The 19,936-nt window shown below is 50.5% G+C and carries 17 protein-coding genes; 11 read left to right on the top strand and 6 right to left on the bottom strand.

What is annotated here, in order from left to right; genetic code table 11:
* Together ACKI5T_RS13035 and ACKI5T_RS13030 are read left to right on the top strand one after the other, a co-directional pair.
* On the top strand, positions 1-1,083 hold the full coding sequence (locus ACKI5T_RS13035) for an ABC transporter ATP-binding protein (RefSeq protein ID WP_407437960.1): 1,083 nt from the start codon (positions 1-3) through the stop codon (positions 1,081-1,083).
* A gap of 65 nt (positions 1,084-1,148) precedes the next feature.
* Entirely contained in the window at positions 1,149-2,063 is a 915-nt protein-coding gene (locus ACKI5T_RS13030; protein WP_407437958.1) for an OmpG family monomeric porin, read from the top strand.
* A gap of 33 nt (positions 2,064-2,096) precedes the next feature.
* Here the strand turns inward: ACKI5T_RS13030 and ACKI5T_RS13025 are convergent, their stop codons facing one another.
* Positions 2,097-3,107 (bottom strand): LacI family DNA-binding transcriptional regulator, encoded by a 1,011-nt coding sequence (locus ACKI5T_RS13025; RefSeq protein WP_407437956.1) that lies wholly within the window; start codon positions 3,105-3,107, stop codon positions 2,097-2,099.
* A gap of 153 nt (positions 3,108-3,260) precedes the next feature.
* On the opposite strand from ACKI5T_RS13025, the gene ACKI5T_RS13020 reads away from it, so the two are divergent.
* The 3 genes from ACKI5T_RS13020 to tyrR all read left to right on the top strand — a co-directional run bounded on the left by ACKI5T_RS13020 (position 3,261) and on the right by tyrR (position 7,356).
* Complete coding sequence (locus tag ACKI5T_RS13020; RefSeq protein WP_041689416.1) at positions 3,261-4,658, top strand: YcjX family protein; 1,398 nt, start codon at positions 3,261-3,263, stop codon at positions 4,656-4,658.
* Complete coding sequence (locus tag ACKI5T_RS13015) at positions 4,655-5,704, top strand: TIGR01620 family protein (protein ID WP_407437955.1); 1,050 nt, start codon at positions 4,655-4,657, stop codon at positions 5,702-5,704. Before ACKI5T_RS13020 ends, ACKI5T_RS13015 begins: the two co-directional genes overlap by 4 nt.
* A 107-nt stretch (positions 5,705-5,811) precedes the next feature.
* Entirely contained in the window at positions 5,812-7,356 is a 1,545-nt protein-coding gene (tyrR, locus tag ACKI5T_RS13010; protein WP_407437953.1) for a transcriptional regulator TyrR, read from the top strand.
* Positions 7,357-7,391: 35 nt separating this feature from the next.
* Here tyrR and tpx read toward each other — a convergent pair whose 3' ends face one another.
* The gene (gene tpx / locus ACKI5T_RS13005; RefSeq protein ID WP_407437952.1) at positions 7,392-7,898 is read right to left on the bottom strand and encodes a thiol peroxidase; all 507 of its coding nucleotides are present in this window, start codon (positions 7,896-7,898) and stop codon (positions 7,392-7,394) included.
* Positions 7,899-7,993: 95 nt separating this feature from the next.
* Here tpx and ycjG point away from each other — a divergent pair, with 95 nt between their 5' ends.
* Positions 7,994-8,959: an L-Ala-D/L-Glu epimerase gene (ycjG, locus tag ACKI5T_RS13000; RefSeq protein ID WP_407437950.1), complete on the top strand. Its 966-nt coding sequence runs from the start codon at positions 7,994-7,996 to the stop codon at positions 8,957-8,959.
* On the opposite strand, the gene mpaA is transcribed toward ycjG, so the two are convergent.
* Complete coding sequence (mpaA, locus tag ACKI5T_RS12995) at positions 8,950-9,663, bottom strand: murein tripeptide amidase MpaA (RefSeq protein WP_407437948.1); 714 nt, start codon at positions 9,661-9,663, stop codon at positions 8,950-8,952. The two genes, ycjG and mpaA, sit on opposite strands and share 10 nt — an antisense overlap.
* A gap of 183 nt (positions 9,664-9,846) precedes the next feature.
* Here mpaA and ACKI5T_RS12990 point away from each other — a divergent pair, with 183 nt between their 5' ends.
* Entirely contained in the window at positions 9,847-11,463 is a 1,617-nt protein-coding gene (locus tag ACKI5T_RS12990; protein ID WP_235133344.1) for an ABC transporter substrate-binding protein, read from the top strand.
* 167 nt (positions 11,464-11,630) lie between these two features.
* Here the strand turns inward: ACKI5T_RS12990 and ACKI5T_RS12985 are convergent, their stop codons facing one another.
* The 3 genes from ACKI5T_RS12985 to ACKI5T_RS12975 all read right to left on the bottom strand — a co-directional run bounded on the left by ACKI5T_RS12985 (position 11,631) and on the right by ACKI5T_RS12975 (position 15,300).
* A complete protein-coding gene (locus ACKI5T_RS12985; RefSeq protein WP_407437947.1) occupies positions 11,631-11,771 on the bottom strand; it encodes an Ecr family regulatory small membrane protein in 141 nt (46 codons plus the stop codon).
* A 75-nt stretch (positions 11,772-11,846) separates the two neighbouring features.
* Positions 11,847-13,079 (bottom strand): diguanylate cyclase, encoded by a 1,233-nt coding sequence (locus tag ACKI5T_RS12980; protein WP_407437945.1) that lies wholly within the window; start codon positions 13,077-13,079, stop codon positions 11,847-11,849.
* 91 nt (positions 13,080-13,170) lie between these two features.
* Positions 13,171-15,300, bottom strand: coding sequence for a putative bifunctional diguanylate cyclase/phosphodiesterase (locus ACKI5T_RS12975; protein ID WP_407437943.1), 2,130 nt, complete (start codon positions 15,298-15,300; stop codon positions 13,171-13,173).
* 452 nt (positions 15,301-15,752) lie between these two features.
* On the opposite strand from ACKI5T_RS12975, the gene ACKI5T_RS12970 reads away from it, so the two are divergent.
* The 4 genes from ACKI5T_RS12970 (at position 15,753) to dbpA (ending at position 19,893) form a co-directional block, all read left to right on the top strand.
* On the top strand, positions 15,753-16,907 hold the full coding sequence (locus ACKI5T_RS12970) for a methyl-accepting chemotaxis protein (protein ID WP_407437941.1): 1,155 nt from the start codon (positions 15,753-15,755) through the stop codon (positions 16,905-16,907).
* Between the two features lie 144 nt (positions 16,908-17,051).
* The gene (gene zntB, locus ACKI5T_RS12965) at positions 17,052-18,035 is read left to right on the top strand and encodes a zinc transporter ZntB (RefSeq protein WP_407437939.1); all 984 of its coding nucleotides are present in this window, start codon (positions 17,052-17,054) and stop codon (positions 18,033-18,035) included.
* Between the two features lie 291 nt (positions 18,036-18,326).
* Positions 18,327-18,491, top strand: coding sequence for a hypothetical protein (locus tag ACKI5T_RS12960; protein WP_407437981.1), 165 nt, complete (start codon positions 18,327-18,329; stop codon positions 18,489-18,491).
* A 28-nt stretch (positions 18,492-18,519) separates the two neighbouring features.
* Positions 18,520-19,893: an ATP-dependent RNA helicase DbpA gene (gene dbpA, locus ACKI5T_RS12955; RefSeq protein WP_407437938.1), complete on the top strand. Its 1,374-nt coding sequence runs from the start codon at positions 18,520-18,522 to the stop codon at positions 19,891-19,893.
* Positions 19,894-19,936: the final 43 nt, after the last annotated feature.

Below are 19,936 nucleotides of genomic sequence, written 5' to 3'. Positions count from 1 at the left end.
ATGGCTCAGCTATCTCTAAAACATATCCACAAAATCTATGATAACCAGGTTCATGTGGTGAAGGATTTTTGCCTCGAAATTGCTGACAAAGAATTTATCGTTTTTGTCGGGCCATCAGGCTGCGGAAAATCCACAACGTTACGCATGATTGCCGGTCTCGAAGAGATTAGCGCAGGCGAACTGACGATCGGGGATGTGGTGATGAATGATGTTCCCGCTAAGGCGCGTGATATCGCCATGGTTTTTCAGAACTACGCGCTGTACCCGCACATGACGGTTTACGACAACATGGCGTTTGGCCTCAAAATGCAAAAGATCGTGCCGAAAGTGATTGAGGAGCGCGTCAGCTGGGCCGCGCAAATACTGGGACTACGTGACTATCTGAAGCGCAAGCCGGGCGCGCTTTCTGGTGGTCAGCGCCAGCGTGTGGCACTGGGTCGTGCCATCGTGCGGGAAGCGGGCGTGTTTCTGATGGATGAGCCGCTGTCAAACCTTGACGCGAAGCTACGCGTGCAGATGCGGGCAGAAATTAGCAAGCTTCATCAGAAACTGAATACCACCATGATTTACGTGACGCACGATCAGACCGAAGCCATGACGATGGCGACACGTATCGTGATTATGAAGGACGGGATTATTCAGCAGGTGGGGGCACCAAAGGAGGTGTATAACGAACCGGCCAATATGTTTGTTGCAGGGTTTATTGGCTCGCCAGCCATGAACTTTATTCGTGGTGCAATAGATGGCGACTATTTCGTCACCGAAACGTTGCGCCTCGAAATACCCCAAGAAAAACTCATGACGCTTAATATGATGGGCTATCAGCGAAAAGCTGTCGTGTTAGGTATTCGGCCTGAAAATATAATAACCGCGCAAGAGTGCGCAACCGTTATACATGCGAAAGTGAGCGTGGCCGAGCTCACAGGCGCGGAGTTTATGCTTTATGCCAATGTCGGAGGTAACGAGTTAGTGCTTCGCGCAGGCACAATACAGGATTATCGTTCTGGGGATAATCTGGCAATTCAGTTTGAAATGGATAAAAGCCATTTCTTCGATGCTGATACAGAAATTGCCATAAGATAAAAATAGTCAGTGACTGGAAAGTATTTCCAGATTTTGTCGTTCTTATTTTATAAAGGAATATATTGATGAGTACTATACTGAGAAATGCTGCGCTTTTATTATGCGCAGGAATGATGAACGCCCAGGCATCAGAGGCCGTTAAAAAATGGGATTTTAATATTGGCGCGATGTATGAAATCGAAAATGTCGAAGGACAGGGTGATGATAAAGATGGTTTATATGAGCCTTCCGTTTGGTTTAATGCCACCTACGATGCCTGGACGGTCTCACTTGCTATGTATCAGGAAGGACCCGTTGATTACAGTAGCATGACTCGAGGGACCTATTTTGATCGTCCGGAATTCGAGTTACGCTATCGCTTCATTGGCAGTGACGACTTTACGCTTGGTTTGACAGGTGGATTTCGCAATTATGGTTATCATTTTAAAGATGAGCATGGTGCAAAAGACGGTAGTGCAAATATGCAACGCTACAAAATCCAACCTGACTGGGATCTCAAACTGAGTGATAACTGGCGCTTTAACGGTTGGTTCGCAATGTATCAGTTTGCAAACGATCTCGAAAAGACAGGCTATTCTGATAGTCGTGTTGAGACTGAAACAGGATTTACCTGGACGATTAATAAAACGTTTTCTTTTAAAACAAATTACTATTTAGAACGCGGCTTTAATATTGACGGTGGTCGTAATAATGGGGAATTCTCCACCCAGGAAATTCGTGCTTATCTGCCTATTGCATTGGGGCAAACCACATTGACGCCCTACACCCGCATTGGGTTGGATCGCTGGTCAAATTGGGACTGGCAAGACGATCCTGAACGTGAAGGACATGACTTTAATCGTTTGGGCATGCTGTATGCGTATGATTTTGCCAACGGCCTCTCAATGACGCTGGAATATGCCTACGAATGGCAAAACCATGATGAAGGTAAAAACGACCGATTCCACTATGCTGGCGTCGGCGTGAATTACGCATTTTAGGTGTGCTTTCCCAGGGGCAATATGCCCCTGGATTCAGGCTACAGAGGCAGTCTGGGTGAAATGGGTTTCTACGATGACTCGCTGTGGTGCGGGTTTGCCCGCGATCCGTTTAAATAATACATCGCAGCTTTCTTCACCAAGCTTTCGCGTCGGGATATCAAAACCACTTGGGGCAGGTGTCAAAATCAGTGACAGCATGGGATCGGTGTATCCGGCAACAACAAGTTGTTCAGGTATCATCAGATTTAACTCATCCGCAGCGCGATATAGCGCCAGTAATTTCATACTGTCTGTGGCAAATACAGCGCGAGGAGGATGTGCAGCGGAAAGTAATTTACAGGCGGCATCCAGCGCACTTTCATGCGTATAACCACCGTCTACAACCCAATCAGAATTGAACGCAATATGATTATTCTCAAGGCAGGTTTTATAACCCGCCAGCCGATCAATTGAGACGAGATATTCAAGCGGAGCGTGCAGGCAGGCGATATCACGATAGCCTTGTTTAATAAATTTTTCGGTTAACATCATGCTGTCATGGAAGTTATCCGTATCTACTGAAAAAATATTCGTAAAGTCACCTTCAACTTTGCCAATAACCACAACCGGAATTCCATGCGCATCGAGTCTTGGGAAAAATGCTTCATTGGCGGGTGAACTCAGCATAATAATGCCTTTCACCATTTTCTGTTTAATTTTACTTTCACATTTCTGTAAATCATCTTCACTGTTTTTGGAAGTCTGTAAAATAACGTCAAAGCCTTCTTGTTCTGCTTTTGCGGTTATCGCGTGAAGAACATCTGAGAAGAATGGATTACCGGCTGTTGTTTTGGTCGAACGGGTGGAAATAACCATGATCGCATCGAAGCCCGATGTCGTGAGGGCGCGGGCGAGCTTGTTGGGTTGATAATTTAATTCATCGATTGCTTTTAGCACTTTCTCTTGTGCTTCAGGAGAGATATTCGTTTGTTTGTTAAGAACACGGGACACGGTTGATTTTGAGACGCCGGCAACACGTGCAATATCATAAATTGTGGGTGACATACACCTGACAACTCCATCGTAGCGGGAATTTTATTATATTACGGCAGAAAAAAGGGGAATGACAGTCAGATTGAATTGAAAATCAACGATCTGCCCCAATTTATTGTATTCTGAAGTCAATATCGACAGTCTTCGGGGCAAAACAGGATGGCGATGAAGAGATTTAAAAATGAATTGAATTCACTGGTTAACAGAGGCGTTGATCGCCATTTGCGCCTGGCGGTCACGGGCTTGAGCCGCAGCGGCAAAACCGCATTTATTACGGCGATGGTTAATCAGTTACTCAATCTGCATACCGGAGCTCGTCTGCCCTTGCTGAGTGCTGCGCGCGAGGAACGTTTACTCGGCGTAAAACGCGTACCACAGCGTGATTTTGGCATCCCGCGTTTCACCTATGATGAAGGGCTGGCGCAGCTTTATGGCACGCCGCCTTCATGGCCGACCCCCACGCGTGGTGTGAGCGAAATTCGTCTGGCGCTGCGGTTCCGCTCGAATGATTCTTTGCTCCGCCATTTCAAGGACACCTCGACGCTCTATCTTGAAATCGTCGATTATCCCGGCGAATGGCTACTTGATTTACCGATGCTGGCGCAGGATTACCTGAGCTGGTCTCGCCAGATGACGGGGTTGTTACAAGGCCAACGTGCGGAGTGGTCTCTAAAATGGCAGGAACTGTGCGCCGGGCTGGATCCATTGGCGCCTGCAGATGAGAATCGGCTGGCCGCGATCGCGCAAGCCTGGACCGACTATCTCCACCAGTGCAAAAAAGAGGGGCTGCATTTCATTCAGCCGGGGCGTTTTGTTCTGCCGGGTGAAATGGCCGGGGCGCCTGCACTGCAATTTTTCCCATGGCCTGATGTTGATGCCTGGGGGGAATCAAAGCTGGCGATGGCCGATAAAAACACCAACGTCGGCATGCTTCGCGAGCGTTTCAACTATTACTGCGAGAAAGTGGTGAAGGGGTTCTACAAAAATCACTTCCTCAAATTTGATCGCCAGATTGTGCTAGTGGATTGCCTACAACCGCTTAACAGCGGGCCGCATGCCTTTAACGATATGCGCCTGGCCCTCACGCAGTTGATGCAAAGCTTCCATTACGGGCAGCGCACGTTATTTCGCCGACTGTTTTCGCCGGTGATCGATAAATTGCTGTTCGCTGCCACCAAGGCCGATCATGTGACCGTCGATCAACATGCCAATATGGTTGCGCTGCTGCAACAGCTGGTTCAGGACGCCTGGCAAAATGCGGCGTTTGAAGGAATCAGCATGGATTGTCTGGGCCTGGCGTCCGTACAGGCGACGCAGAGTGGGCTGATTGACGTCAATGGCGAAAAAATCCCGGCGCTGCGCGGCAACCGTCTGAGCGACGGTGAACCGTTAACGGTTTATCCCGGTGAAGTCCCTGCGCGTCTTCCGGGACAAGCCTTCTGGCAAAACCAGGGTTTTCAGTTTGAAGCGTTCCGCCCACAAATAATGAATGTTGACCAGCCGTTGCCGCACATTCGCCTGGATGCGGCGCTGGAGTTTTTGATTGGAGATAAATTGCGATGACGGAACCCCTAAAGCCCCGTATTGATTTTCCCGGCACGCTGGAGCAGGAGCGGGCCGAAGCCTTTAAAGCGGCTCAGGCGTTTAGCGGGCCGCAAGCCGAAAACTTTGCGCCAGCCGTGGCGGAAGAGTTGCTGTCTGATGAAGGACCCGCAGAGGCTGTCGTGGAAGCAGCGCTTCGCCCAAAACGCAGCTTATGGCGAAAAATGGTCACGGCAGGGCTGACGTTATTCGGCATCAGCGTTGTCGGCCAGGGCGTTCAGTGGACCATGAATGCGTGGCAAACGCAGGACTGGGTGGCTTTGGGCGGTTGTGCCGCCGGGGCGCTTATCATCGGTGCGGGTGTTGGTTCGGTCGCGACAGAATGGCGTCGCCTGTGGCGTTTACGTCAGCGCGCGCATGAGCGTGATGAGGCGCGTGATTTATTACACAGCCATGCGACCGGGAAGGGGCGCGTCTTTTGTGAAAAACTGGCGAGCCAGGCGGGCATTGATCAGTCTCATCCCGCTCTTCAGCGTTGGTATGCCGCAATTCATGAAACGCAGAGCGATCGCGAAATCGTCTCGCTCTACGCCTCTATCGTCCAGCCGGTTCTTGATTCCCAGGCTCGCCGGGAGATCAGCCGGTCTGCGGCGGAATCCACGTTGATGATCGCCGTTAGCCCTCTGGCGCTGGTGGATATGGCTTTTATCGCGTGGCGAAATCTGCGACTTATTAACCGCATTGCGACGCTTTACGGTATTGAACTCGGATATTACAGTCGCTTGCGCCTGTTCCGTCTGGTGCTGCTGAACATGGCCTTTGCCGGAGCCAGTGAGCTGGTACGAGAAGTTGGGATGGACTGGATGTCCCAGGACCTGGCTGCGCGATTATCCACTCGAGCAGCTCAAGGGATTGGTGCGGGGCTGCTGACTGCGCGATTAGGGATTAAGGCGATGGAGTTGTGTCGTCCGTTACCCTGGCTAAATGATGACAAACCGAGGCTTGGGGATTTCCGTCGTGAACTGATCGGGCAGTTGAAAGAGACATTGAGCAAAAAGCCGCAGTAAAACGCCTAAAAAAACACCTCGCTGTCAATATTTGTTGACAGCGAGCTTCCAGCCAGACGATATCTGACTTATTATTTAAAGCTACTGGCTTAGAGAGTGAATTTCCCATGCGTCTGGAAGTGTTCTGTCAGGACCGTATCGGTCTGACCCGCGAGTTACTCGATCTCCTTGTTTTGCGTGACATTGATTTACGCGGCATCGACATCGATCCCATTGGACGAATTTATCTCAATTTTGCCGAAATCGAATTCAATACCTTTAGCAGCCTGATGGCAGAAATCCGGCGTATCGCTGGCGTTACGGATGTGCGTACCGTGCCGTGGATGCCATCTGAGCGTGAACATTTGGCGCTGAGCGCGCTGCTCGAAGCGATGCCCGAGCCCTTTTTATCATTGGATTTGAAAGGCAAAGTTGAGCGTACCAACCTGGCGAGCTGTCAGCTTTTCGGCCAGAGCCAGGAAAAGCTCAGCAACCATCTTGCTTCGCAGCTGATTACGGGATTCAATTTTCAGCGTTGGCTCGACAGCAATCCGCAGAGCACGCTAAGCGAACACGTCGTTATCAACGGCCAAAATTTCCTGATGGAAATCACGCCGGTTCATTTGCAGGGCGAGAACGACGCTGCAGTACTCACCGGTGCGGTGATCATGCTGCGATCTACCATTCGTATGGGCCGACAGTTGCAGAATCTTTCCAATCAGGATGTGGGGGCATTTAGCCAGATGATTGCGGTGAGTCCGAAGATGCGACACGTGGTCGATCAGGCGCGCAAGCTGGCGAATCTCACCGCGCCGCTGCTCATTACTGGCGAGACAGGAACCGGCAAGGATCTGCTGGCCCATGCCGTTCACACGGCCAGCCCGCGAGCGGCGAAACCCTATCTGGCGTTAAACTGCGCATCCATTCCCGAAGACGCGGTCGAAAGCGAGCTTTTCGGTCATGCCCCTGAGGGGAAAAAAGGCTTCTTCGAGCAGGCCACCGGCGGTTCCGTTCTCCTGGATGAAATTGGTGAAATGTCACCGCGTATGCAGGCTAAACTGCTGCGCTTCCTGAATGACGGGACGTTCCGCCGCGTGGGGGAAGATCATGAGGTGCATGTTGATGTCCGTGTGATTTGCGCCACGCAGAAGAATCTTGTTGAATTGGTTCAGAAAGGGGTGTTCCGCGAGGATCTCTATTATCGCCTGAACGTGCTGACGCTGAATATTCCGCCGCTACGCGATTGTCCACAAGACATTATGCCGCTCACCGAACTGTTCGTGGCGCGTTTTGCCGACGAGCAGGGGGTGCCGCGTCCGAAGCTCTCCGCCGATTTGGGTACAATGCTGACGCGCTATAACTGGCCGGGTAATATCAGGCAGCTGAAGAATGCGGTCTATCGGGCACTGACCCAGCTTGAAGGGTATGAATTACGCCCTCAGGATGTCCTGCTGCCAGATTATGATGCCGGAACCCTGGCGGTTGGCGAAGAAGCGATGGAAGGATCGCTGGACGATATTACCAGTCGTTTTGAACGCTCAGTGCTGACCCAGCTTTATCGTAACTATCCCAGCACGCGTAAACTGGCGAAGCGATTAGGTGTTTCGCATACGGCTATCGCCAATAAGCTGCGTGAATACGGTTTGAATCAGAAGAAAACAGACGAGTCATAAAAGTAAAAGCCTCCAGATGGAGGCTTTTTTTTCGCTTACGCTTTTAAGACTTCCAGCGCTGCGGTGTAATCCGGTTCGTTGGTGATCTCGTTAACCAGTTCACTGAAAACAACGGTGTCGTTTTCATCGATGACCAGTACCGCACGCGCGGTCAGGCCTTTCAGAGCGCCTTCTGCGATCCCAACGCCGTAGTTTTCGACAAAATCCTGGCTACGCAGTGTAGAAAGGGTGATGACATTGCTCAGACCTTCTGCACCGCAGAAACGGGACTGGGCAAACGGCAGGTCAGCGGAAATGCACAGCACCACGGTGTTGTCCATTTCAGTCGCCAAATGGTTAAATTTGCGCACGGAAGCCGCACAAACACCGGTATCAATGCTTGGGAAAATATTCAGAACTTTGCGTTTGCCAGCAAACTGGCCCAACGTTACATCAGACAGGTCTTTCGCTACGAGGGTAAAAGCCTGCGCTTTGCTGCCAGCCTGTGGAATAGAGCCTGCAACAGTAACTGGGTTGCCCTGAAAATGAACGAGTTGTGACATAGATATCTTCCTGTTTACAAATAGTTAACGTCGTAGGTAGTGTATGACATCAGCAGATAACACAGCAAACCAAATTTGCCTTACAGGAGCGAGTGATGAGAAACGTCAAGGTCTATGAAGAAGCATGGCCATTGCATACCCCGTTTGTGATCTCTCGTGGCAGTCGCAGTGAAGCGAGCGTCGTGGTTGTCGAAATTGAAGAAGATGGCATAAAGGGCGTGGGGGAATGCACGCCATATCCGCGCTACGGTGAGAGTCTCGCATCCGTTATGGCACAAATTATGACTATCTTGCCTGACCTTGAAAAAGGCGTGACGCGTAATGCTTTGCAACGACTTTTGCCTGCAGGCGCAGCGCGTAACGCCGTGGATTGCGCACTTTGGTCGCTGGAAGCGCAGAAAAATCATCAGACGATTTCCGGCGCAGCGGGTGTGGTTTTACCGCAAACCATCGTCACGGCCCAAACCGTCGTGATCGGTGAGCCCCAGCAGATGGCCGCCAGTGCGAAAGCATTGTATGAGGCTGGAGCGCGTTTGCTGAAGGTGAAAATAGACGATCATTTAATCAGCGAACGCATGGTGGCGATTCGTGGCGCGGTCCCTGATGCAACGCTGATTGTTGATGCCAATGAATCCTGGAAAAGTGAAGGCCTGGCCGCTCGCTGCCAACTGCTCGCGGATCTGGGGGTCGCTATGCTCGAGCAGCCATTACCGGCGCAGGATGATGCGACGCTGGCGAACTTTATCCATCCGTTGCCCATTTGCGCGGATGAGAGTTGTCATACACGCGAAAATCTGGCGAGCCTGAAAGGGCGCTATGAAATGGTTAACATCAAGCTTGATAAAACGGGGGGCTTAACCGAAGCACTGGCGCTGGCGAAACAGGCGCGTGCAGAGGGGTTTGCACTCATGCTGGGCTGTATGCTTTGCACCTCACGTGCCATAACGGCTGCGCTTCCGCTGGCGGAGCAGGTCAGCTTTGCCGATCTCGATGGACCCACCTGGCTCGCGGTGGATGTTTCACCGGCGTTGAATTTCACCACCGGTACGCTTCATCTCTGAGATTCCCAGCGCAGAAGACCCGTCATGGCTTCGAGGTATTTCTCGCTCGCTTCGTCAGAGGAGACGGGCGGGAATTCCGCAGTAATGCAGTGGAGGCCGAGATCGGCGCACCAGCTACCAAATGACCCTGGCGTTTCGTAGCCCACGCTTGTCACTACCGGTAGCGAAAACGCCTCGCCTAACCATTCGCCTAACTCCGTATGACGGGGATCTTCAATGCAAGCCAACGGATCATGAAACGTGACAACCCATGCGGGATGAAGGTGATGGATTAGCTGGCACAACGCTTGAGTTTCCGGTTCTGAGCCGGGCTTTTCGCCGGTCAGTAGCACCACGTCTCGTTCTTCAGCGGCACTGTTCCAGCGGTATACCGTTTCGCCTGCGCGCCAGTTGGCCGCCGGGAAATTACGGTTGAGATCGACGCCGCACGCGTTGGCGCGCAATCCCAATTGACAGCCATCCGGATTGACCGTCAGCACCACATGATGACGACGTCGCTCAGGGGCTAGCGTTCTCAGCGCGCAGGAAAGTGTCACAATCGATGAATTTTCATCCCCGTGCGTACCCGCGATAATCAATCCACTGTGGCGATCGGCCTGTGGCGCGGGGAACCAGATCAGCGGCGCGCCCAAAAAAGAGCGGCCATAGTGTTCGGTTCCACGTGGAAATACACCACGTTCCGTTCTTGGGCGGTTGGGTGACATACGAAATCCTGATAAAGGGCTCATGACTGCCAGTGTTGTGTAAAACTCGCGGTTAATCAAATAGTTTCAGCGTGAGGAGAAAATAGCCAGATATCACCTTTCCGCGGTAAGAAGTTTGCATTTCTCTGTTTTGAAACAAATAATTACGCATCTGCTCGTCACCGACCTTTTAAAGGGGATCTTATGAAGCATCCTGTCTCGCTGCTCTGTACCGCACTCTGGCTGTGCGGGCTCTCATCGTTTTCTCATGCGGCTGATGTTCCTTCGGGAACCGTACTGGCCCAAAAACAGGAACTGGTGCGTCATATCAAAGATGAGCCAGCATCGCTCGACCCTGCTAAAGCCGTGGGGTTACCAGAAATCCAGGTTATCCGGGATCTGTTTGAAGGCCTGGTGAATCAGAACGAAAAGGGCGCGTTGATTCCAGGTGTCGCATCAAAATGGCAGAGTAATGACAACCGCACCTGGACGTTTACCTTGCGCGATAACGCAAAGTGGTCTGACGGGACGCCAGTGACGGCAGAAGATTTCGTTTACAGCTGGCAGCGTCTGGTCGACCCTAAAACGACCTCTCCGTTTGCATGGTTTGCGGCGCTGGCGGGGATCACTAATGCTCAGAGTATTATCGATGGTAAAGCGCTGCCCAATTCACTGGGCGTGACGGCTGTTGATGCCAAAACGCTGCGTGTACAGCTGGATAAACCGTTGCCGTGGTTTGCCAATCTGACGGCGAGCTTTGCTTTTTATCCTGTGCAGAAAGCCAACGTTGAAGGCAATAAAGACTGGACCCGACCGGGCGCGCTGGTGGGTAACGGGGCATATGTTTTAAAAGACCGCGTGGTGAACGAAAAACTGGTTGTTGAGCCCAATACCCATTACTGGGATAACGGCAAAACGGTGCTGCAAAAAGTGACGTTTGTGCCGCTCAACCAGGAGTCATCAGCCACGAAACGCTATCTGGCGGGGGATATTGATATCACCGAATCGTTCCCGAAAAATCTTTATCAGAAGCTGTTGAAAGACATCCCGGGGCAGGTTTATACGCCGCCACAGCTCGGCACATATTATTATGCGTTTAACACCCAAAAGGGGCCGACTGCGGATTCGCGCGTACGTCTGGCGTTGAGTATGACGATTGACCGTCGGATCATGGCCGAGAAGGTCCTGGGTACCGGTGAAAAACCGGCCTGGCACTTTACCCCTGACGTGACGGCAGGGTTTACGGCCGAGCCATCACCGTTTGAGCAAATGTCGCAAGCGGAGCTAAACGCGCAGGCAAAAATGCTGTTGCAAGCCGCAGGATACGGTCCGCAACGCCCGCTTAAACTCACGCTGCTTTACAACACGTCTGAAAACCATCAAAAAATCGCGATCGCGGTGGCGTCGATGTGGAAGAAAAATCTTGGCGTAGACGTGAAGCTGCAGAACCAGGAGTGGAAAACGTACATCGACAGCCGCAACACCGGTAATTTCGACGTGATTCGAGCGTCATGGGTCGGGGATTACAACGAACCTTCAACGTTCCTGTCGCTACTCACCTCAACGCACACCGGGAATATTTCACGTTTCAACGATCCGGCTTACGATAAAATCATCAATCAGGCGACGCTGGAGACAACGGTAAAAGCGCGGAATGCAGATTACAATTCAGCAGAGAAAATTCTTGCAGAAAAAGCGCCGATTGCACCCATTTATCAATATACCAACGGACGTTTAATTAAGCCGTGGGTGAAAGGCTATCCGATAAATAATGCGGAAGACGTGGCTTATAGCCGGACGATGTATATCGAAAAGCATTAATTTATCAGGCGGTATAAATAAAAAAGCCCGTCAGAGAACGGGCAACATAAGCCAATGATTAATGCTGTGTTAACCCATCACGGAGGGTCACATTTATCATCTTACGCATTTTTTCACGCAGCAACAGCTGACAATTCCGGTAGTTGAAACAAAGGGTTATACGTGCATCATGGCGCGTCAATCGAAGGGTAAAGCCAGTTCTCCAGGAACGCCACTAAATGCCACATTTGCCCGCTGAAAATAAACCACAAGCCAAATATAATTATCACTAAAATAATTAGGATGAGTATTACTTCTGTTTTTTCCATAGCAAAAGCTACCCACCTGAAATCCGTTTATTTAAGCGGGGCATTGTAACGAGGCTTTTATCATTACACCAGTTCTTAGGCTGCCAACACTTTATTTCGTCCATTATTTTTAGCACGGTACAGCGCGTCATCAACCCGTTTAAAAAGCTCATCAATGCTTTCATCGGGATTGTGCCGTGCAACTCCGATGCTCACGGTAAAGCGCGGCAGACCGGGAATCGCGATGCGTGCAACCGCAGCACGAATGGTTTCGGCAACCTGCATTGCGACATCCAGCTGCGTGCGCGGCAACAGAATAACAAACTCTTCGCCGCCCCAGCGAAACACAAAATCATCCTTACGGCTGCAGGCTTCGAGCGTGCGTGAAAGCGAAATCAAGACTTCATCACCTTTCAGATGGCCAAAGACATCGTTGATATTTTTAAAGTGGTCGGTATCGACCAGCAATAAGCTGAACTGGTCCTGAAGAGGTAAATAAGACGGGTTGGTTTGCTCGGTAATGCGATAAAATTGCCGACGATTAAGCAGGCCAGTCATCGAATCTCGCATCGCGGCATGTTCCAGTTCCTGCTCCAGACGCTTCTGCTCGGTGATGTCATGAACGATACACAGCATCAATTTATCGCCATAGATTTCAATCGGCCCAGCGTAAGTTTGCACATGTCGGGTTGACCCGTCCGCGAGGCGGTGAACAAAATTAAGCGGTTTATGCCCGCCGGGAAGGCGCGCAACCTCATTCATGATCGGTAAAATATCACGGCCTAACGTGTTTATTTCCCAGGTATGCTTGCTGCATATCGCATCATGGGTGTAGCCGTAGAAATTCAGGGCTGCCAGATTGGCATCCACAATTTGACCATCACGCGCGGTATCAATCAGCAACATCGGGGCGCTATTTGTCAGAAAAAAGCGGGCGTAAAAGCCCTGTTTTTTGCGCTGATAATTTGCTGACCGGCTGGCTTTAAGTCCCGTCGGCATTTGAGACGCAATGCCCTCAAATATAATCACGTCGCCAATGTTTTCGTCATGAGCGAGTGACAGCCGACAGCTTAACGTCGTTTCTTGCTGGTCGCGCCAGACTGTCCAGACTTCGATGATATCCAGTTCAGATTTAAGATCCGGGACGTACATGGAAAGCAGATGCTGGGCATTTGCTGAAAAAACCCCGTTACGCATATCGTTGAGTGATTTATTCAGCATCAAGGCTGTCGCCGCTAAGTTAGCGAATATGACTTGCTCAGAAACGGATGAGACTAACCAAACGGGTGTTTTAATAAAATTGAGCGCTTCATAGCTGGGTAGCGACATAGAGTGTTCCCGATCATCAGTACCGCTGCCTGATGTCCACGACGGAATGAACACGCGTGGGCTTTATTGAAACATACTCTACTTATTCACATCAGGCATGATTTTTTTGTGAATTGTGGGGAAGGTCCACGTGATTTTTGCCAATGGGTATGATTTGTTTATCGGATTTGTTTTGTAATACCAGCCAGGGAACTTGTTCGGCTGGTAGGGGGCGTGAAAAATAATATCCCTGCAAATAATCACACCCCAGATTTGCCAGTATCTGCTGTTGTTCTGCCGTTTCAATTCCCTCCGCAACCACGACCATATCCATGGTACGGGCGACGTTGATTATGGTTTCGACAATTTTCTGGCTTTTATTGTTATCCAACATGCTGTCGATAAAACTTTTATCAATTTTCAACTCTTTGGCAGGAAGGACATTTAACATGAGCAGATTAGAATACCCCGTACCGAAATCGTCGATAGAGACAATAAATCCCGCCTGGCTAAAGGCATTTAACAATTCGATGCTACGTTCAAGATTTTTAAGCGCGGTGCTTTCGGTGACCTCAAGAATCAGTCGTGAAGGCTCAAGGTTATATTTTTGAATGGTGCTCGTGATTATCTCAAATATATCCTGTTGCTCAAATTGTACAGGAGACAAATTAAATGAAAGTGTCCACTGACTGAAGCCTTGCTCCGTCCAGAATCGCAGTTGCCTGCAGGCTTGTTCAATCGCCCAGACGCCAACGGGAATGATTAAACCTGTTTTTTCCAGTGAAGGTAAAAAAACAGCCGGCAGAAGCACACCTTGCTCAGAATGATGCCAGCGGATCAGCGCTTCAAAACCGTGAATTTCATTAGCGTCGGCAAGATAGATAGGCTGATACCACAGCTCAAACTGTTCACGCTCAAGCGCCTGAGTGAGATCCTGAAGAAATGAAGGTTCCGCCGTTATACTTTTCGACATCTCAGGGCGGTAAATTGCCCAGCCGTTACGCCCCTCTTGTTTGATGTGGTACATCGCCGCATCGGCTTTAAATTTGAGTTCATGGAGCGTTTCGCCGTGCTGGGGGTAGAGGCTGACACCAACACTCAGCGTGATATTGATCGCATGACCACAGATCGCAAAGGGGCGTCGAATCTCATCGAGAAGGGTCATAGAAAGCGTCGTTATTTTTTCGTCATCACAGTCGGGCACAAGCAGAATAAACTCATCACCGCCGAGTCTGGCGAGGGTCATACCCGGCACCAGCCGGGCAGTAATGCGCTGAGCCACGTTGATTAACAGTTCATCGCCCACCTGATGCCCCCAGGCATCATTAATCAGCTTGAAATGGTCTATATCAAGAAACATGACCGCAAACTGTTTTTTATTCAGCAACGAGGTATGCAAGCAGTCCTGGAGGCTGATGTCCATTTGATGGCGATTAGCAAGCCCCGTCAGGGCATCGAACCGAGCCTGTAGCTCCAGTTGCTTATTCAACTGTCGCAAATTATCCGTCAGGCGCTGAGTGCGGAAATGAGAGTCAACCAGTGAAATAATGAGCATAATCCCCAGCAGAACAAGCGTGGTGGACGAAACCCAGATAGAGAGATCCAGTTCGCCTACACCACCAGAAAGAGTGTGTGCGTTATGCTGAAAATCGGCCGCGCTCATTCCGGTGTAATGCATCGCGCTGATGGCTAACCCCATCACGATAGCTGCCGCGATACGGTTGATAAACACACCTTTATGCCGGTGGCGTAAGTGGAAGGCAAGCCAGAGCGCCGCGCCGGAGGCGACGATTGCAATCAACACTGAAATCAGAACGATAGTCATATTCCAGATGATTTGATCGTGGACCATTAACGCGGCCATCCCGATATAGTGCATAGCAACGACGCCCGCGCTCAGTATCAACGTGGAAAACAGCCAACGGAAAAGAGAAAGGGCGTTACCGGGTACCGCAATATGAATCGCGCTGGTCGAGGCCAGGATAGCGACGCCTAGCGAGGTGGCGGTGAGCCAAAAATCATAGCTCATGGCCATCGGCATTTTCATCGACAGCATTCCGATAAAATGCATAGACCAGACGCCAATTCCCAGGGTAATACCGCCAGCCATTTGCCACCAGAACGCGGCTTTACGGCTGGCACCAGAGATTTTCCCTGCACTGTCTAATGCGACAAATGACGCGATAAAGGCCACCAGGAAAGAGATGGCGATAAGGACAGGGTCCCAGGACACATCCAGCATTATGTCATCCCATGCTATAAAAATCGGTATGAGTTCATTCGGTGCACGATTCAACACCGCTACGCTTACTTTAACTAATTCCAAGATTAGTTGCTTATCTAAAATCAACAACAAACAGGTTAATATTTTGCACCATGAATACGTGCAGAATATATTCTTCTATTTTCATTTTAGTGATGCTACATGATGTTAATGATTAGTTTCACCTCTTCTTAATAAAGCGATTTCGATTATTAGTTGGTTTGGCTAATGAATCTGTCATTATCACCTGAAATAACAGTGTAAAAGCATTTATGGCTTGGTTGTAGCTACCGTAAAGGCCATTATTCTGACTTAAGCTAAATCCGTGATTTCAGTATGCAAATAACAAATACCACTAAAAATAGGTGGAAAAAGAAAGGGCGAATGCTATAAACATAATACCTTCTCCAAAACGCTGCGTGGGATCAATTATGCTGAGAAATATTAGCGTAAGGACTTTTATTATTTACTTTTTGATGATTGTGCTTTTTATGATTGACGGATTAGTTTTGGTTTTATCAAAAAGCACAACACTTTTTATTGCAGTTAATATTGTTAATGTTCTTGCGGTTTTGTTGCTTTGGTCGTATATGACAAAATATCTTGTGACCCCCATCAATACGGTGAAAAAAAGTATCGAAGAAGTCACGTCAGGTAACCTTTCTGTTTCCATTCCTGAGTTTGGTAATAACTGCGCTGGACGATTAATTCCTGGTATCAATAGTTTATCCAGCAATATCGCCACTCTGGTTCGCGAAATCAGGGCATCGTCGCATACTGCGATGACCCTATCTGAGCAATTGTCGTCCCGTAGCGCCCAACTCTCGGTCAAAACAGAGCAGCAGTCCGCCTCACTGATCCAGACCGCGGCCAGCATGGAGCAAATGGCAGCAAGCACCCGGAATAATGCAGACAATACCCGGCTGGCCAGCGAGCGCGCGAATCTCGCGACCGTCCAGGCACGCAAGGGTGGGGAGTTAATGGGGCAAGTTGCGCACAACATGCAATCCATTACCGAATGTGCCCAGCAAATGACGGAAATCATCACTTTGATTGACGGCATCGCTTTCCAGACCAATATTCTGGCGCTGAATGCGGCGGTAGAAGCGGCCAGAGCGGGCGATCATGGCAAAGGTTTTTCAGTGGTAGCTGGAGAGGTACGTAATCTTGCGCATCGTAGCGCCGAAGCGGCAAAAAGCATTAAATCGCTGATTGATGTCACCAGCAATAATGTCACTCAGGGCGTAACTGTTGTGTCAGAAGCAGAAAAGAACATGCACGAAATTGTGAACGGCTCAGGCCATGTCAGCAAATTGATGGATGAGATATCGGCGACGACCGCCGAGCAAGAAAAAGGGATCACGCAAATTACGCAGGCGCTTTCTGAGCTTGAACGCGTGACGCAGAGCAACGTGGCGATGGTCGATGAGTTATCGGGCTCCTCGGATGTGCTGAAAAACCAGGTCATCGAGTTACAGGCGCGCACCCGCAACTTCAGACTCGAAGAAAAGGATGAATTTACGGGCCAGGCGCGACAACGTTCTCCCTCGGCGATCTTCCCTCGACGAGCCGAGCAAGTGTATTAATAGAGAGAAGCCTGGTTCGCCGGGCTTTTTTACGTTTTGAGAAACAATTTATCAGTAGATTCAGCGCACTGGCACGCTTAAATGTTGAATAACATTTTGTGACGGCTAGACTGACAACCATGATTTCGAAATGGTGGAGGCGCTGTGGAAGGCATTAAAGGATCCGAGGTTAACGTTCCGGACGCGGTGTTTGCGTGGCTGCTTGACGGTAAGGGTGGGGCGCGGCACCTGGAAGATAACGATGTCATCGACAGTGAACATCCTTGCTGGTTACATCTGAACTATACCCATCCTGACAGTGCGCAATGGCTGGCTTCAACCCCATTGCTCCCCAATAACGTACGTGATGCCCTGGCGGGCGATAGCGTGCGGCCTCGCGTCAGCCGTCTTGGCGATGGCACCCTTATTACACTGCGCTGTATTAATGGCAGTACCGACGAACGCCCCGATCAGCTGGTTGCCATGCGTCTTTATATGGACGAACGCCTGATTGTGTCCACGCGTCAGCGCAAAGTGCTCGCGCTTGATGACGTGGTTAACGATCTTAAAGAAGGCACAGGGCCTGCCGACTGCGGTGGCTGGCTGGTCGATGTCTGCGATGCGCTGACCGATCATGCGAGTGAGTTTATTGAAGAGCTGCACGACAAAATTATCGATCTCGAAGATAATTTGCTCGATCAGCATATCCCCCCGCGGGGTTCTCTGGCGTTGCTGAGAAAACAGTTGATTGTGATGCGTCGCTATATGACGCCCCAGCGCGATGTCTATGCTCGCCTTGCCAGCGAACGCCTGAGCTGGATGGCCGACGATCAGCGCCGCAGAATGCAGGATATTGCCGATCGTCTGGGCAGAGGTCTGGATGAAATTGATTCCTGTATCGCCCGTACGGCGGTGATGAGTGATGAAATTGCACAGGTGATGCAGGAGTCATTGTCGCGCCGAACTTACACCATGTCGTTAATGGCGATGGTCTTTTTACCCAGCACATTTTTGACTGGACTCTTTGGCGTCAACTTAGGTGGTATTCCAGGCGGTGGTTATCAGTTCGGTTTTTCGGCTTTCTGCATCATGTTAGTTGTTTTGATAGGGGGTGTTGCGTGGTGGTTGCATCGTAGTAAATGGCTGTAAATTTACGTTTTTCTCGCGTTGACTCCGCTTCAAAACGCTATTTTATTTGAGCGAAGTCAATAAACGTTTACCCCTTTCGGTGCACTATTACTCCCGCAGGTGAATGCAACGTCAAGCGATGGGCGTTGCGCTCCATATTGTCTTACTTCCTTTTTTGAATTACTGCATAGCACAATTGATTCGTACAATGCCGACTAAATTAGTCGGCTTTTTTTTGCCTGTAGGATCTCAGCGTCTACCCTAAGAGAGTCAGCCGATAAACTGGAGGGTAACATGAGTGCATTATTAGCATTGCTCCACGGGCAAACGCCGCTATCCAATTCCATCCCCACTGAACCGGTGCCAATTCCCGATCCTATTCCTCGTCCGCAACCCATGCCGGACCCGCCGCCAGATGAAGAACCGATTAAATTGTCGCATCAGCCACGGAGATCTGCGAGGATACGCGCCAAATGACTGTGACTTTTTACCTTGAGACTACATTGTGACCGCTTTTTCTACTCTGAACGTTCTGCCTGCCGCCCAACTCGATAATCTTAACGAGTTGGGTTACCTCGCGATGACCCCTGTACAAGCGGCCGCTCTTCCGGCGATCCTGGAAGGACGTGACGTTCGCGTGCAGGCCAAAACCGGCAGTGGGAAAACGGCCGCATTTGGTCTTGGGCTTTTACAGCAAATTGACGCTGGTCTATTCCAGACTCAATCGCTGGTGCTGTGTCCCACTCGTGAACTCGCCGATCAGGTGGCCGGTGAATTACGTCGCCTGGCGCGTTTTCTGCCGAACACTAAGATTCTGACGCTGTGCGGCGGTCAACCGTTTGGCGCTCAGCGCGATTCACTCCAGCATCCGCCGCACATTATTGTCGCCACGCCGGGGCGTTTACTCGATCACCTGCAAAAAGGCACGGTTTCGTTAGATGCGCTGCAAACGCTGGTGATGGACGAAGCCGATCGCATGCTGGATATGGGCTTTAGCGACGCGATTGACGAAGTAATCCGTTTTGCGCCCGCCACGCGCCAGACGCTGCTTTTCTCTGCCACGTGGCCAGAGGCAATTGCCGCCATCAGCGGACGCGTTCAGCAAAATCCCGCGACTATCGAAATTGATTCCGTCGATGCATTGCCATCCATTGAGCAGCAATTCTATGAGACTTCGCAAAAAGGCAAAATTCCGCTGCTGCAAAAGCTGTTGAGTCAACATCAGCCAGCGTCGTGCGTCGTTTTCTGCAACACCAAAAAAGATTGTCAGGCGGTCTGCGAAGCGCTTGAAGAGGCAGGGCAGAGTGCACTGGCATTGCACGGTGACCTGGAACAACGCGATCGCGATCAGACGTTGATTCGTTTTGCCAACGGCAGTGCACGCGTATTGGTCGCAACGGATGTTGCCGCGCGTGGTCTGGACATCAAATCACTGGAGCTGGTGGTTAACTTTGAGCTGGCGTGGGATCCGGAAGTGCATGTTCACCGTATCGGGCGTACCGCGCGTGCGGGCAACAGCGGTCTGGCGATCAGCCTCTGCGCACCAGAAGAAGCCCAACGTGCCAACATTCTGTCTGAAATGCTACAGCTAAAACTGAACTGGAAGAGTGCGTCGAGCAACGTCGGTATTGTCCCACTCAAGGCGGAAATGGCGACCCTGTGTATTGATGGCGGTAAAAAAGCCAAAATGCGTCCAGGTGATGTATTGGGTGCGTTGACCGGAGATATGGGCTTTGATGGGGCGGATATCGGCAAAATCGCTGTGCATCCCGCGCATGTCTACGTCGCGGTTCGTCAGTCTGTGGCGAATAAAGTTTGGAAGCAATTGCAGAACGGTAAGATCAAAGGCAAAACTTGCCGGGTTCGCTTGCTGAAATAAGCCATAAAAAAAGCGTCTCAGATGCGCTATCTGAGACGCCATG

The sequence above is a fragment of the Lelliottia sp. genome (assembly GCF_045627565.1).
GTDB lineage: Bacteria > Pseudomonadota > Gammaproteobacteria > Enterobacterales > Enterobacteriaceae > Enterobacter.
The sequence above is the reverse complement of the archived record's forward strand: the minus strand, read 5'-3'. Positions and strand labels throughout refer to the sequence as shown.

Coding starts and splice junctions, on each gene's coding strand:
- ACKI5T_RS12975 (WP_407437943.1), bottom strand. CDS start 15,300: ATGCTGGATGTGTCCTGGGACCCTGTCCTTATCGCCATCTCTTTCCTG.
- tpx (WP_407437952.1), bottom strand. CDS start 7,898: ATGTCACAACTCGTTCATTTTCAGGGCAACCCAGTTACTGTTGCAGGC.
- ACKI5T_RS13015 (WP_407437955.1), top strand. CDS start 4,655: ATGACGGAACCCCTAAAGCCCCGTATTGATTTTCCCGGCACGCTGGAG.
- ycjG (WP_407437950.1), top strand. CDS start 7,994: ATGAGAAACGTCAAGGTCTATGAAGAAGCATGGCCATTGCATACCCCG.
- tyrR (WP_407437953.1), top strand. CDS start 5,812: ATGCGTCTGGAAGTGTTCTGTCAGGACCGTATCGGTCTGACCCGCGAG.
- ACKI5T_RS13020 (WP_041689416.1), top strand. CDS start 3,261: ATGAAGAGATTTAAAAATGAATTGAATTCACTGGTTAACAGAGGCGTT.
- ACKI5T_RS12980 (WP_407437945.1), bottom strand. CDS start 13,079: ATGTCGCTACCCAGCTATGAAGCGCTCAATTTTATTAAAACACCCGTT.
- ACKI5T_RS12985 (WP_407437947.1), bottom strand. CDS start 11,771: ATGGAAAAAACAGAAGTAATACTCATCCTAATTATTTTAGTGATAATT.
- ACKI5T_RS12990 (WP_235133344.1), top strand. CDS start 9,847: ATGAAGCATCCTGTCTCGCTGCTCTGTACCGCACTCTGGCTGTGCGGG.
- ACKI5T_RS13035 (WP_407437960.1), top strand. CDS start 1: ATGGCTCAGCTATCTCTAAAACATATCCACAAAATCTATGATAACCAG.
- ACKI5T_RS13030 (WP_407437958.1), top strand. CDS start 1,149: ATGAGTACTATACTGAGAAATGCTGCGCTTTTATTATGCGCAGGAATG.
- ACKI5T_RS13025 (WP_407437956.1), bottom strand. CDS start 3,107: ATGTCACCCACAATTTATGATATTGCACGTGTTGCCGGCGTCTCAAAA.
- mpaA (WP_407437948.1), bottom strand. CDS start 9,663: ATGTCACCCAACCGCCCAAGAACGGAACGTGGTGTATTTCCACGTGGA.
- ACKI5T_RS12970 (WP_407437941.1), top strand. CDS start 15,753: ATGCTGAGAAATATTAGCGTAAGGACTTTTATTATTTACTTTTTGATG.